The organism is Luteibacter sp. P4_E6, from assembly GCF_056401535.1.
On sequence record NZ_JBFUJE010000091.1, the window covers coordinates 1 to 11777 of the forward strand.

An 11777-nucleotide genomic window follows, 5' to 3' on the forward strand; every position below is an offset into this window, starting at 1 on the left:
CGTGTAGTGGGTTCCGTCCTGATTGCCGCCGCAGACGAAGTCCGCGAGCACGGCTGCGCTACGGTCGACGATGATCGGAATCGAGTCGGGCAGGCCGACCGGACCGAGGGAGCCGGGGCGGGCGCCGGTGGCAGCGATGATTTCCTCTTCGCTGGCCAGTTCGGAGTCGTCCGGCAGTTCGGGCAGGTGGGCCGCCTTCACTTCGTTGACGTCGTGGTCGCCGCGTACGCACAGCGCAACCAGCCCCTCGCGGCCGCGTACCAGGATGGTCTTGACCACCTGGCTGGCCGGGACGCCGAGGAACGCGGTCACCTCATCGATCGTGCGCTGTTTCGGGGTGTCGATGCGGGTCAGCTCGGCCGAGGGGGCAGGGCGCTCCCCGTTCGGCGCCATGGCTTCGGCCTTCTCGATATTGGCCGCGTACGAGGAGGCATCGGAGAACGCGATGGCATCTTCACCGGAGTCGGCGAGTACCTGGAACTCATGGCTGGCGCTGCCGCCGATCGCACCGGTATCGGCGTCGACCGCGCGGAATTCCAGGCCGAGGCGGGTGAAGATGCGCGAATACGCGTCGTACATCACCTGATAGGTCTCGCCGAGCGATTCCGGGGTGAGGTGGAAGGAGTAGGCATCCTTCATGAGGAACTCGCGCGCGCGCATCACGCCGAAGCGCGGGCGGATCTCGTCGCGGAACTTGGTCTGGATCTGGAAGAAGTTGAGCGGCAGCTGCTTGTAGCTCTTCAGCTCGTTACGCGCGAAGTCGGTAATGACCTCCTCGTGCGTGGGGCCGTAGCAGAACTCCTGCTCTTTTCGATCCTTGATCTTGAGGAGCTGGCCGCCGAACTTCTCCCAACGGCCCGTTTCGTCCCAGAGCTCGCGTGGCTGCACGGAGGGCATGAGCACCTCGATCGCACCGGCGCGGACCATCTCGTCGCGCACCACATGCTCGACCTTGCGCAACACACGCAGACCCAGCGGCGACCAGGTATAGAGGCCGGAGGCCAGCTTGCGGATCATGCCCGCGCGCAGCATCAGCTTATGGCTGGTGACTTCCGCGTCGGCGGGGACTTCCTTGACGGTGGCGAGGTGGAACTGGCTGAGGCGCATGCGGGATGTCTTTCGGGTGAAAGCGGGGATTATAGGCTGGCTACTCGCCCCGCGAACGGCGGATTACTTGCAGTAGAGGACCATTTGCGCCTGGGTCGTCTCGACCTGGCGGGCCCGCCCGGCGTCATCGAGATTGCGTGAACCACCGTTGCCATCGTCCACGGACACCACTTTTTCCTTGCTCAGTGTCTCCGCGTTCTTGCGCAGCTGGTCGCACAGCTTGGCCCGGTTGGCCGGTGTATCGGCGACAGGGCCCGGTGCGGCCGGCTTCGCCGCCGCTGTCGAGGCCGGTGCCGGGTTGCCTGCCGGCGGAATCACGACGCCGCTGGTCTTGATCTTCTCGACCTTCGTGCCGGCGGGTGGCGGGGAGTCGGCATAGTGCGTGACGCCCTGGGCATCCTTCCACTTATAGGCCTGGCCCAACGCCAGAGGACAGACCGCCACGAGAAGGGCGAGGACTAGGTAACGGCGCATGCGGGCCATCCGGCAGGGTGATTAGTGGCGCAAACAACTATCACCGGATCGAAGGACACGCAAGCGACGATGTGGCCTTTTGTGCGGCGGAGCCCACGGCGGCGTCGGACTGACGCTTTACGGCGCCTGGGCTACACTGTTGCCCCACGTCACGGCATTGGCCCATGAGCGATCCGATCCAGGCCCAGGGGCCGCGACATCGCGGCATTTACCTGCTGCCCAACCTGTTCACCACCGGTGCGATGTTCTCGGGGTTCTACGCGATCGTCTCGGCGATCGGTGGGCACTACCAGACGGCCGCGCTGGCGGTTTTCGTTGCGGCGATCCTGGACGGCATGGACGGTCGCGTCGCGCGCATGACCAACACGCAGAGCGAATTCGGCGTGCAGTACGACTCGCTCTCCGACCTCGTCAGCTTCGGCCTGGCGCCTTCGCTGGTCTTGTACACCTGGTCGTTGTCCTCGCTGGCGGCCTTTGGCCCGSTGTGGGGCAAGATCGGCTGGGCCGCGGCCTTTATCTACGCCGTGTGCGCCGCGTTGCGCCTGGCCCGCTTCAATACCCAGGTGGGCGTCGCCGACAAACGGTACTTCCAGGGGCTGGCCAGTCCGGCCGCCGCCGGGCTGTGCATGTCGTTTGTCTGGACGATGGAGAAGTTCGATATTTCCGGGCCGTCGGTGGCGTTCTTCGCCATGCCGCTGGCCGTCATCGCCGGCCTGCTCATGGTCAGCAACGTGCGTTACTACAGCTTCAAGGCCTGGCCGAAGGGCGATCGCGTGCCCTTCATCTGGTTGATCGCGGCGGTGCTGATCGTCGTGTTGCTTCTGATCGATACGGCACGCGTCCTGTTTGCCGTGGCCGTGATCTACACCGTCTCCGGACCGATCCACACGCTATGGGGCCGTGCCACGCATCGTCGTCGCGTTCGCCGCCACGCCAAGGCCCCGGAGTAAACGCCCCGATGCCAGCCGTCGCCGAACGCCGCGAACGTCTCCTCCGGGTCATGGGGGTCACCCCATGGCGCCTGCGGGTAGGCGAGGTGGCAACGGCCGACAGCGTCGCATCCGCCAACGAGGCGGGCGTCGGCGACCACGTCGGCTGCGTGGTGATCCTCCCGGCGGGCAGCAGTGCCCGCGAACTCGAACTGCTCGGCAAGGCGCTGCGCGCCTTCGGCCCGGTGACGGGCCGCGCCGCACGCCTGGAAGTGGGCGAGCGTGGCCTCGGTCAGGTTCCGGCGGCAGGGGCCTATCTCGTGTTCGGCGAAGCGCAGGCGCACGCCCTGGGGCGTGACCTGCCGGCGGCCGTGCTGAGCGCCGCGCAGATCGTGCTGGTCGATCCGCCCTCGACGATCCTCGTCGACGCGGCCGCGAAACGCCGTTTGTGGAACGGCCTGCGCGCGCTTGGACGCGCCTTCATCACGGGCTGACAGCATGGTCGCCGTGACCCGCCCCTCGACGGAAGTACGCGCGATGCGGCGCGAAGACCTCGACGCGGTCGTGGCGATCGAGCACGCATCCTATGAGTTTCCCTGGAGCGCGGGCATTTTTCGGGATTGCCTGCAGGCCGGGCACAACTGCTGGGTGCTGGTGCATGAGGGCGAGATCGCCGGGTACGGCATCCTCTCGGTCGCCGCCGGCGAAGCCCATGTGCTCAACGTGTGCATCGGCGACGCCCACCGCGGCCTGGGTTACGGCCGCCGGATGATGCGCAGGCTGATCGATCTCGCTCGTTGGTACGGTGTCGAACGGATCTTCCTCGAGGTCCGCCCTTCGAATCCCGTCGCAAAGACCTTGTACGAGACGCTCGGCTTCACCGAGATAGGTCGCCGCCCCGCGTACTACCCGGCAAAGGGTGGACGCGAGGAGGCGATCGTCATGTCACTGGAAATGCATATCTCCGGTTGAGCCTCACCCCTCGCGAAGCAAGGCCATCGGTGAGGTCCTGAGGACTCGCCGCGTGCCGAACAGGCCGATCGCCATCACCACCAGCGCGGCAAGCAGGGCCGCACCGACCAGTGGCCACACGGGCGGAACGAAGTGCTCGATGTGGAACACCGCGTTGCCCAGCCAGAAACCCGCGCCGCTGGCACCGAGCGCGGCGGTGAGGCCGGCGACCAGCCCGAGTAATGCGAACTCGCAGGCCGCGGCCGCCCGTAGCTGCGCGCGCGTGGCACCGAGCGTACGCAGCAGGGCGGCTTCCTTGCGGCGCTCCTGGGCACTTGCCGCCAGCGCGGCGGTAAGCACCAGCGCACCGGCGAGCAGGCTGAAGCCGAGTACCCATCGAACGGCTCCGCCGACCCGGTCGACGATTTCGCGCACTCGGTCGAGCAGGGCGTCCACGTCGATCAGGCTGAGATTGCCGAAGTCTCGCGAGACTTTCGCCAGGTCGTCGGCATGGCCGCGCGGAAGATAGAAGCTGGTCAGCCACGTGTGGGGCAACGCAGTCGCGTGAGCGGGATCGATCATCAGGAAGAAGTTGACGCGGAATGAGCCCCAGTCGACCTGGCGCACACTGGTCAGGCGCGCCTCCACGGTGCCTTCGCCGACCTCGAAACGGAGCGTGTCGCCGAGCTTGAGGTGGAAGCGGTCGCGCCAGGAGGTGTCGACCGATACCTCGGCCTGCGCAGGGGCGGCGCCCGGCCACGTTCCGGCGACGACCTTGTTCGAGGGAGGCAGATCGGCACTCCAGGACAGGCGTAGCTGCCGGTCCGCAGCGTCCCTGGCCTGGTCGTCGACGAACGCGATGCGATCGACCGACGTTCCGTTGATCGCGGTGAGCTTGCCCACCGCGAGCGGCATCATGTTCGTCTTGCTGGCACCCATGTGCTCGAGTGCGTGGGAGAACGCCTCACGCTGTTCGTCCTGCAGATTGAGCGCGAACCAGTTCGGCGTATCCGCTGGCAGCTCTCGCCGCCAGCCGTCGAGCAGGGACGGTGCGATCACGGCGAGCAACAGGAGGGCGCAGAGGCCGAGCGACAGCGCCGTGGCCTGGACAAGCGATAGTCCCCGACGTCGGGCGAGCGCGGCCAGTCCCAGGCGCAGGGCGGGATGCGCGCCCGGTGCCACCCGCCTCGCAATGACCAGGAGCAGCCCGGACAGAAGTGCGGCGACCACGGCTACGCCAGCGAGGCTCGCGGCGAGGATGCCGGCCAGCTTCGCTGAATCGCTCTGCAGCCAGAGCAGGGCCACGGCCGTCAGCACGGGCACCAGATAGAGGGCATCGAACCGACGGACGCGGCGCTGCATGGATTCGCGGAAGACCGCGACGGGGGGCACTTCGGCCAGGCGCACGAGCGGCGGCAGCGCAAAGCCCGCGAGTACTGCCAGGCCCATCGCCGCGGCGGCGAAGGCCGGGCCCAGGGGCAGCGTGGTGGGAATGTTGTCGAATAGCTGGCTGGCGAAATACCAGGCGCCTTGCGCCAGTCCCAGTGCGATCGCCATGCCCAGCGCCGCGGCGGGGATGGCCAGCGCCGCGAGTGTCGTCACCAGGAGCGCGGCGATGCGACGTCGCGGTGTGCCCAGTGCACGGAGCAGCGCCACTTCGGCGGCCTTGCGCCGTGCGTAACGTGAGGAGGCCAGGGCAATCGCCACGCCGGCGAGCAGCGCGGAAAGCAGGGCCGTCAGGCGCAGGAACGCGCTGGCGCGGTCGAAGGCCGAGCGCATGCGTTCCTGCATTTTCTCCGGCGTGATCAGTTCACCGCCGTGAGGAAGCGAACCCTGTTCCACACGGGCACGCCATGCGGCGATGGCTGCGGGCGATCCTGCCACGAGCAGGCTGTGACGCGCGCGACTGCCGACGGAAAGCAGGCCGGCGTCGTTTGCATCGTCCAGGTTCATCAGCGCACGCGGGGCCAGGGCGAACAGCTCGCCACCGTCGGGCTGGCGAATCAGCTCGGCGCCGACCGTGAGGTCGCGGCCGCCAATCTGCACGTTCTGCCCGGGTTTGATGCCCAGTCCCACGAGTGCGCGATGGTCGAGGAACACTTCACCGCGAACCGGACCGTGGCTGGCGTGGTCGCTTCCTTTCGCGTCGACAACTTCCAGGGTGCCACGCAGCGGATACGCGGCATCCGTGGCTTGTACGTCGAGCAGCTGGCTGTGTTCGCCGACGAAAGCGACGCTGCGAAACGCGGCGCCGCGGGACGCCCTCAGGCCGTCGTCCGTCGCCGAGCGCAGGAGCGGATCAGGCAAAGGGGCCGGGGCGGAGACGCCCATGTCGCCACCGATCAGCTCGGCAGCGCTGGCGAGGATGCCTCGCTCGATGCGGGTGGACAGTGTCGCTACGACGCCGAGCGCGATCACCGCCAGCACCAACGAGGCCGCCAGGGTACGCAGTTCGACGAGGTGCCATTCGCGCCGCAGCGTGCGCAGGGCAAGCCGGGTCACATTCACGCGGGCACCCCGAGGCGGCCTTCATGCAATTCCGCCGAGCGTGCGCAACGGGCAGCGAGGCGCGCGTCGTGGGTGACCAGGATGAGCGTGGTGTTGTGCTCGCTGTTCATCGCGAAAAGCAGGTCGCCGATATGCTCGCCGGTGTGCTGATCGAGATTGCCGGTGGGCTCGTCGGCGAAGAGGATGCGGGGCCGGTGCACGAAGGCGCGGGCCAGCGCGACACGCTGCTGTTCGCCCCCGGAGAGCTGGGCCGGATAGTGACGGCGTCGTGCACCGAGACCGACCGAATCGAGCGCGGCATGCGCCCGCTCACGCGCCGCGTTGTCGCCCTCCAGTTCCAGGGGCAGCATCACGTTTTCTTCGGCGGTCAGCGCCGGCAGCAGATGGAACGACTGGAACACGAAGCCGACCAGGCGACGGCGAATGGCCGCGCGCGCTTCCTCGTCGATGGCCTCGAGGGCCTGCCCGTCCAGTCGCACGCTGCCCGCCGTGGCCACGTCGAGGCCGGCCAGAAGGCCCAGAAGGGTGGTCTTGCCCGAGCCGGAGGCACCCACGATGGCGAAGCTCTCGCCAGCGGCCACGCTGAGGTTCACCCCGGACAGGATATCCAGCCGTCCCTCCGGGCCGAAAACCGACTTGCTAACATCGGCCACTTCAAGAAGAACTCGGGAAGAATCGCTCATGCGTCGTTGCCTGTTCCTGTTGCTGTTCGTCTGGTGCGCCATCGCCTCCGCGGCGGAGGCGCCGCGCACGGTGCTGGTGCTCGGGGACTCGTTGTCGGCGGCGCACAACATCCCGGTGGACGCCGGTTGGGTGCGTTTGCTGGACGCTCGCACGTCGAACATGGCGACGCCGTGGACGATGGTCAATGCCAGTATCAGCGGAGAGACCTCTCTGAGCGGGCGCAACCGGCTGCCCGGTCTCCTGCAGAAACAGCATCCCTCGGTCGTGGTGATCGAACTGGGCGCGAACGATGGCCTGCAGGGACTCCCCCTGGGGCAGCTCGCGGGCAATCTCGACAGCATGATCGACGCCGCGAAGGGCGCCGGGGCGAAGGTGCTGTTGCTGGGCATCGAATTGCCGGTGAATTACGGCCCGCAATACCGGGACGGCCTGCGCAAGGTTTACGCGGATGCCGCACAGAAGCATAGGGTCGGGCTGGTGCCCTTCCTGCTCGACGGCGTCGCGCTGGATCCCGCTCTCATGCAGGACGACGGGCTCCATCCCACAGCGCAAGGTGAGCCCCGTGTGGCCGACAATGTGTGGAAGGCGCTTACGCCGCTGCTCCACTAAACGACATAACCTCCACGTTGTCGTCCGCAGAATGAATGCTCGTTTTCGGTCTTCACACGGTTCTCACTGGTCCGGCCGTTAACTCTTCACATTTGTGAATCACAGAGGAGTGATACCCGATGAGCAACCGCGACGAACAGGCCGGCCTGATCCTTCTTGTCGAGGACAATCGCCAGATCGCCGAGATGGTGGGCGAATTCCTTGAACGTCGGGGCTACTCGGTCGACTACGCCGCCGATGGCGTCAGCGGCCTTCACCTGGCGGTCTCCAACAGCTACGACGTGATCGTGCTGGACCTCATGCTGCCTGGTATGGACGGCCTGGATGTCTGCCGCAAGCTGCGCAAGGACGGCAAGAAGTCGACCCCGGTGCTCATGCTTACGGCGCGCGACACCCTGGAAGACAAACTGGTGGGCCTCGAGGCCGGTGCCGACGACTATCTGGTCAAGCCTTTTGAAGTGCGCGAACTGGAAGCCCGCCTGCGCGCGCTCATCCGCCGCGACCGCCGTCAGGTGTCCTCCGAAGTACTCAACGTGGGCGATATGACTCTCGACACGGCCACGCTGCGCCTCACCCGCGGCGGTCAGGAACTCACCGTTTCTCCGATCGGCCTGAAGCTACTCGCCATCCTCATGCGCGAATCGCCGCGCGTGGTCAGCCGCCGGGACATCGAACGCGAGATCTGGGGCGATACGCTGCCGGATTCCGACACCCTGCGTTCGCATCTCTACAACCTGCGCCGTGTCATCGACAAGCCATTCGACCGTCCGCTCCTGCATACGATTCATTCGGCAGGTTATCGTCTGGCCGATCTCGATTCTGAAGTCGCGGCATCGCAGACGGCATGAAGGCCTTGCGGCACCGGATGTAATCGATGGAAGGCAACAAAACGCAGGGGGCAAGGCGTCGGCGCGGTTCATTCCGTGCACGTATCGCGATTGTCTTCGCACTGCAGACCCTGGTCGTCGTCATCGCCTCGCTGATGGCGGCGAACAATGTCGCGCCGATCGGTGCGGCGATAGCCATCATGCTGTCGTCGGGCGGTCTGGCGTGGCTGGCGGTGTCTCGCGAGTGGGTGCCCATCGCGGCACTCGCGCGCCTGCTCGAAGGCTGGGACCCGGATAAACCGGATATGGCCCAGTTGGACTCGCAAAGTGGCAATCGGTCCGACAATGACGTTGGCTCGTTGATTCGCGGCCTGCACGGGTTGGCGTCGCGCATCGACGGTTATGGTGAGCGCGAGCGCAATTTCACACGCGACGCGAGCCATGAACTGCGCAGTCCGCTAACGGTGATCAAGATGTCTTCGGACATGCTTGCCGACGAGACGGAGCTCTCCGACTTCGGTCACCGGTCGCTGGAGCGCATACGTCGTTCCACACGCGAGCTCGAAGCATTGGTCGAAGCGTTCCTGATTCTTTCGAGGGAGTCGGACCAGGGACTTGCCGAAGAAGACTTCGTCGTCAACAAGGTGCTGCGCCAGGAAGTCGAGTACGCCCGCGAGCTCATCGCGGGGCGCCCGGTTGAACTCATCCTCGACGAACCCGCCAGCTTCGCCTTGCACGCGTCACCGCGTGTGTTCGCGGTGCTTTGTGGGCAGCTGATCCGGCATGCGTTGCAGCAGACCGATCAGGGCGTGATCGTGGTGACGGTCATGCCGGGCAGCGTGAGCGTGATCAACCCGGCGGTCGACACGCCGGAAGAGGGCAGCCGCCGACATGCCTCGGTGGACCGCCACGGGTTTGACCTGGCGATCGCACGGCGCCTCTCGGATCGCTTTCAGTGGCCACTCGAACTGCGTTCGTTGCCGGGGGCCAGCCGCGTGGCGAGCGTGAGGTTCCCGCACCCTCAGCCTGTCGAAGTGTGATCCGGCGAAACCTCAGTTGATCAAACTGGCGATCCGCTCGGCAGTCAACGCTCCGCTGAACGCCTTACGCGTCCCATCCGTACGAATCACCAGCGTTCGCGGCGTCTCCCCGCCCCAGGCGGGATCGATCAGGTAATTGATCCGGTCGGGTGTCGCGTCGGCATACGCCCGCGACGGCACGGTATCGAGCCGCGCCGCCTTTAGCCGCGCATCCAGGGTATCCCGCTGGCCGATCGAATCCGTGGCAACGAACACGAGGTCGACATCCGCGTGCTGGCGTTGCCATGTGGCCAGCGCCGACAGGTTCTCTTCGCAATAGGCACAATCCAGCGCCCACAGCGCGACGATGCGCACGCCCTTGGCCGGCGGTGCCACCAACGCGGTCACGTCGGCGGGAGCGAGGGCAACCGGCGGCGCCGCGAACGCGGGCATCGCGACGGTCAACGCGGTAAGCAAAAGCAGCCGCTCCATCACTGCAGGGCCTCCGTCGGCACCAGGCGGAACTGTCCTTCCGGATTCCACGCCACGAAGGCGCGATGATTCCACAGCACGAGTTTCGGCCAGCCGGATTCGTTCGTCGTGTGCGCGATCTGCCGTGGCTCGCCAAAGCTGACGCCGCCATCGGTGGACTCGCGCAGCATCAGGTTCAGTCCCTGCGGGGACATCTGGTGGTATGCGATCCACACATGGGTGCCGTCGGCGAGAAGGTCCGCGTGCGACGCACCGGTGGTTGCGACGGTGGTGAGATGCGACGGCGGCGCGCCCGGCATGAGCTGGCCGTACCAGATCGTCGCCTTGCCATCGGCTGCGCTGAACCACACGGCGTGGCGCGTGCCTTTCGCATCGATCGAAAGCGCCGGTCCGTGATGGGGGCAGCCCTCGATATGCCACTGCGTAAACGTCGCGCGCTCGACCTTCGGCGTTGCGCCGCCAATGGGCAGGCTGGCGAAGGCATGATCGCGGATGTTGTCACCATAGATGGCGCGGAAGAAGGCATCGATCGATCCGTCGGGCGCCTGCGCCAGGGCGATGCGACAGCACTCGCAGCTCTCGTCGACGATCTTGCGTTCCGGTGCGAAATGCGCGCCGCGATCGGTCGACCAGCTGTAGTACGTGGCCGCGCCGAGATACGGTTTGCCCGCGACCTTGGCCGCCTCGACATCACGCTTGTCGATCCACGCGACGATGATGTTGCCCTTGCTATCGACGGCAAGCGAATCGAAACGGTGGGTGATCTCGGCGCGGTCGGTGTGCACGGTGATCGGGGCGTCGAAGTGCGCACCGCCATCGAGCGAGCGAGAGAAGCGCACGAAGCCCGTCCACGGAAGCTTGCGTGGCTGGGACCACGTCACGTACAGCTCGCCTTTCGATCCCAGGGCGATCTTGGGACGGTTCTCGCCCTCGGCATAGAGGAGTTCGCCGGTAGGATTGACGATCGTCGAGACGGCGAAGGTCCGGCCCATGTCATCGGAACGGCGCGCACGCACGTGCTCGCCCACGGTATCGACGACCCATACATGGCCGCTCGCGTCGATGGCCGCATCGAAGCCCAGCGGTGCTTCGTGAGCCATGGCCATGCCGTGCATGTCGTCGGCTGCTGCCGAGGTGATACCGGCAAGCAGTAGTGAAGCGAGTGCAGCTAGGCGACGCATGTTCAGCGCTCCTCCGGGCGTTCGCGCACCGGATGTTTGCTTAGTTTGCGTTGCAGCGTGCGCCGATGCATGCCCAGTCGCCGGGCCGTTTCGGAGATATTCCCCTCGCACTCGGTCAGCACGCGCTGGATGTGTTCCCACTCCAGGCGCCGCAGCGGCAACGGGGCATCGGGTGCGTCGACCAGATCGTCGGGATCGGCGGGGCCCGAATCGCCGTCGAGCAGTGCGCGGACCACCGCATCGGCATCCACCGGCTTGGCGAGGTAATCGTGTGCGCCGCGTTTGATCGCTTCCACCGCGGTGGCGATGGAGGCATACCCGGTGAGCAACAGCACGCGGATATCCGGCACCAGCGACTGCAGTTCGGGAATCAGACGAAGCCCGTTCTCGTCGCCCAGCTTGAGATCGAGCACGCAATAACGCGGCTGGTGACGGCGTGTGAGGGCGCGAGCATCGTCGGCGTTGTCGGCGGTGATGACTTCGAAGCCGCGCGAGGTCATGGCGCGGCCCAGCACGCGGGCGAAGGTCGGATCGTCATCGACGATCAGCAGCGGGCGACCGCCGGGCGGGACGAGTTCATTCATGCCGGATCTCCAATAACCGAAAGAGGCAGGCGCAGGCGCATCTGTGCGCCATGCCCCGTATTGCTGGCGGCGAGTTCGCCGTCGAGACGCTCGGCGGTCGCTTCGGCCAGCGCGAGGCCGATACCAAGACCGGTAGCCTTCTGCGACAGGCCCAGCGTGCCGAGATCGTCGAACTCGTCGAAACCGGGGCCTTCGTCGGTGACGATGAGTTCCAGCCAGCGGTCGTCGCGGCGAATCGCCAGCGAGACGGTGGCGCTATCGTTCATCGCTGAGGCGTCGGCAGCGTTGTTGAGCAGGTTGATCAGCGCATGGCGCAGGCCCGGTGGCGAGCGCAGGCGAAGGCGCGCAGCGTCGTCGGCCACCTCGAGTGTCACCTCGGCTTCGGGCCGCAGCAACTGGAAGCGCTCCATGC

Annotated in this window: 14 protein-coding genes; 6 read left to right on the forward strand and 8 right to left on the reverse strand. The window is 66.4% G+C overall.

Annotated elements, in window-relative coordinates; genetic code table 11:
- Together proS and AC1DT2_RS08095 are read right to left on the reverse strand one after the other, a co-directional pair.
- Positions 1 to 1107 (reverse strand): proline--tRNA ligase (gene proS, locus AC1DT2_RS08090; protein WP_477295743.1); only part of this gene is annotated, 1107 nt, incomplete at its 3' end.
- Between the two features lie 63 nt (positions 1108 to 1170).
- A complete protein-coding gene (locus AC1DT2_RS08095; protein ID WP_063573973.1) occupies positions 1171 to 1581 on the reverse strand; it encodes a DUF4124 domain-containing protein in 411 nt (136 codons plus the stop codon).
- Positions 1582 to 1745: 164 nt separating this feature from the next.
- Here AC1DT2_RS08095 and pssA point away from each other — a divergent pair, with 164 nt between their 5' ends.
- The 3 genes from pssA to rimI are packed head-to-tail and all read left to right on the forward strand — an operon-like array spanning position 1746 to position 3482.
- Positions 1746 to 2531: a CDP-diacylglycerol--serine O-phosphatidyltransferase gene (pssA, locus tag AC1DT2_RS08100; protein WP_477295745.1), complete on the forward strand. Its 786-nt coding sequence runs from the start codon at positions 1746 to 1748 to the stop codon at positions 2529 to 2531.
- An 8-nt stretch (positions 2532 to 2539) separates the two neighbouring features.
- Complete coding sequence (locus AC1DT2_RS08105; protein ID WP_477295747.1) at positions 2540 to 3004, forward strand: hypothetical protein; 465 nt, start codon at positions 2540 to 2542, stop codon at positions 3002 to 3004.
- A gap of 4 nt (positions 3005 to 3008) precedes the next feature.
- Positions 3009 to 3482, forward strand: a complete 474-nt coding sequence (gene rimI / locus AC1DT2_RS08110; RefSeq protein WP_063574341.1) for a ribosomal protein S18-alanine N-acetyltransferase — start codon at positions 3009 to 3011, stop codon at positions 3480 to 3482.
- A 3-nt stretch (positions 3483 to 3485) separates the two neighbouring features.
- Here rimI and AC1DT2_RS08115 read toward each other — a convergent pair whose 3' ends face one another.
- Complete coding sequence (locus AC1DT2_RS08115) at positions 3486 to 5969, reverse strand: ABC transporter permease (RefSeq protein WP_477295749.1); 2484 nt, start codon at positions 5967 to 5969, stop codon at positions 3486 to 3488.
- The gene (locus AC1DT2_RS08120) at positions 5966 to 6652 is read right to left on the reverse strand and encodes an ABC transporter ATP-binding protein (protein ID WP_213948769.1); all 687 of its coding nucleotides are present in this window, start codon (positions 6650 to 6652) and stop codon (positions 5966 to 5968) included. Before AC1DT2_RS08120 ends, AC1DT2_RS08115 begins: the two co-directional genes overlap by 4 nt.
- Here AC1DT2_RS08120 and AC1DT2_RS08125 point away from each other — a divergent pair.
- The 3 genes from AC1DT2_RS08125 (at position 6651) to AC1DT2_RS08135 (ending at position 9129) form a co-directional block, all read left to right on the forward strand.
- The gene (locus AC1DT2_RS08125) at positions 6651 to 7262 is read left to right on the forward strand and encodes an arylesterase (RefSeq protein WP_477295752.1); all 612 of its coding nucleotides are present in this window, start codon (positions 6651 to 6653) and stop codon (positions 7260 to 7262) included. The two genes, AC1DT2_RS08120 and AC1DT2_RS08125, sit on opposite strands and share 2 nt — an antisense overlap.
- Positions 7263 to 7381: 119 nt before the next feature.
- Entirely contained in the window at positions 7382 to 8110 is a 729-nt protein-coding gene (locus AC1DT2_RS08130) for a response regulator transcription factor (protein ID WP_036111366.1), read from the forward strand.
- Between the two features lie 26 nt (positions 8111 to 8136).
- Positions 8137 to 9129 carry a sensor histidine kinase gene (locus AC1DT2_RS08135; RefSeq protein ID WP_213948771.1) on the forward strand — a complete coding sequence of 331 codons (993 nt, stop codon included), beginning with the start codon at positions 8137 to 8139 and terminating at the stop codon, positions 9127 to 9129.
- Between the two features lie 12 nt (positions 9130 to 9141).
- Here AC1DT2_RS08135 and AC1DT2_RS08140 read toward each other — a convergent pair whose 3' ends face one another.
- The 4 genes from AC1DT2_RS08140 to AC1DT2_RS08155 form a co-directional block, all read right to left on the reverse strand.
- A complete protein-coding gene (locus tag AC1DT2_RS08140) occupies positions 9142 to 9600 on the reverse strand; it encodes a TlpA family protein disulfide reductase (protein WP_477295755.1) in 459 nt (152 codons plus the stop codon).
- On the reverse strand, positions 9600 to 10781 hold the full coding sequence (locus AC1DT2_RS08145) for a sialidase family protein (RefSeq protein ID WP_477295757.1): 1182 nt from the start codon (positions 10779 to 10781) through the stop codon (positions 9600 to 9602). The genes AC1DT2_RS08140 and AC1DT2_RS08145 overlap by 1 nt, the downstream gene beginning before the upstream one ends.
- A 2-nt stretch (positions 10782 to 10783) precedes the next feature.
- Positions 10784 to 11365: a response regulator transcription factor gene (locus AC1DT2_RS08150; RefSeq protein WP_213948774.1), complete on the reverse strand. Its 582-nt coding sequence runs from the start codon at positions 11363 to 11365 to the stop codon at positions 10784 to 10786.
- A partial coding sequence (locus AC1DT2_RS08155) for a sensor histidine kinase (protein ID WP_477295760.1) occupies positions 11362 to 11777 on the reverse strand: 416 nt, incomplete at its 5' end. The genes AC1DT2_RS08155 and AC1DT2_RS08150, both read right to left, overlap by 4 nt.

What these genes read in the sequence shown, in the direction of transcription:
- AC1DT2_RS08095 (WP_063573973.1), bottom strand. Translation starts at nt 1,581, where the DNA reads ATGCGCCGTTACCTAGTCCTCGCCCTTCTCGTGGCGGTCTGTCCTCTG.
- AC1DT2_RS08105 (WP_477295747.1), top strand. Translation starts at nt 2,540, where the DNA reads ATGCCAGCCGTCGCCGAACGCCGCGAACGTCTCCTCCGGGTCATGGGG.
- rimI (WP_063574341.1), top strand. Translation starts at nt 3,009, where the DNA reads ATGGTCGCCGTGACCCGCCCCTCGACGGAAGTACGCGCGATGCGGCGC.
- AC1DT2_RS08125 (WP_477295752.1), top strand. Translation starts at nt 6,651, where the DNA reads ATGCGTCGTTGCCTGTTCCTGTTGCTGTTCGTCTGGTGCGCCATCGCC.
- AC1DT2_RS08120 (WP_213948769.1), bottom strand. Translation starts at nt 6,652, where the DNA reads ATGAGCGATTCTTCCCGAGTTCTTCTTGAAGTGGCCGATGTTAGCAAG.
- AC1DT2_RS08130 (WP_036111366.1), top strand. Translation starts at nt 7,382, where the DNA reads ATGAGCAACCGCGACGAACAGGCCGGCCTGATCCTTCTTGTCGAGGAC.
- AC1DT2_RS08135 (WP_213948771.1), top strand. Translation starts at nt 8,137, where the DNA reads ATGGAAGGCAACAAAACGCAGGGGGCAAGGCGTCGGCGCGGTTCATTC.
- AC1DT2_RS08140 (WP_477295755.1), bottom strand. Translation starts at nt 9,600, where the DNA reads ATGGAGCGGCTGCTTTTGCTTACCGCGTTGACCGTCGCGATGCCCGCG.
- AC1DT2_RS08145 (WP_477295757.1), bottom strand. Translation starts at nt 10,781, where the DNA reads ATGCGTCGCCTAGCTGCACTCGCTTCACTACTGCTTGCCGGTATCACC.
- AC1DT2_RS08150 (WP_213948774.1), bottom strand. Translation starts at nt 11,365, where the DNA reads ATGAATGAACTCGTCCCGCCCGGCGGTCGCCCGCTGCTGATCGTCGAT.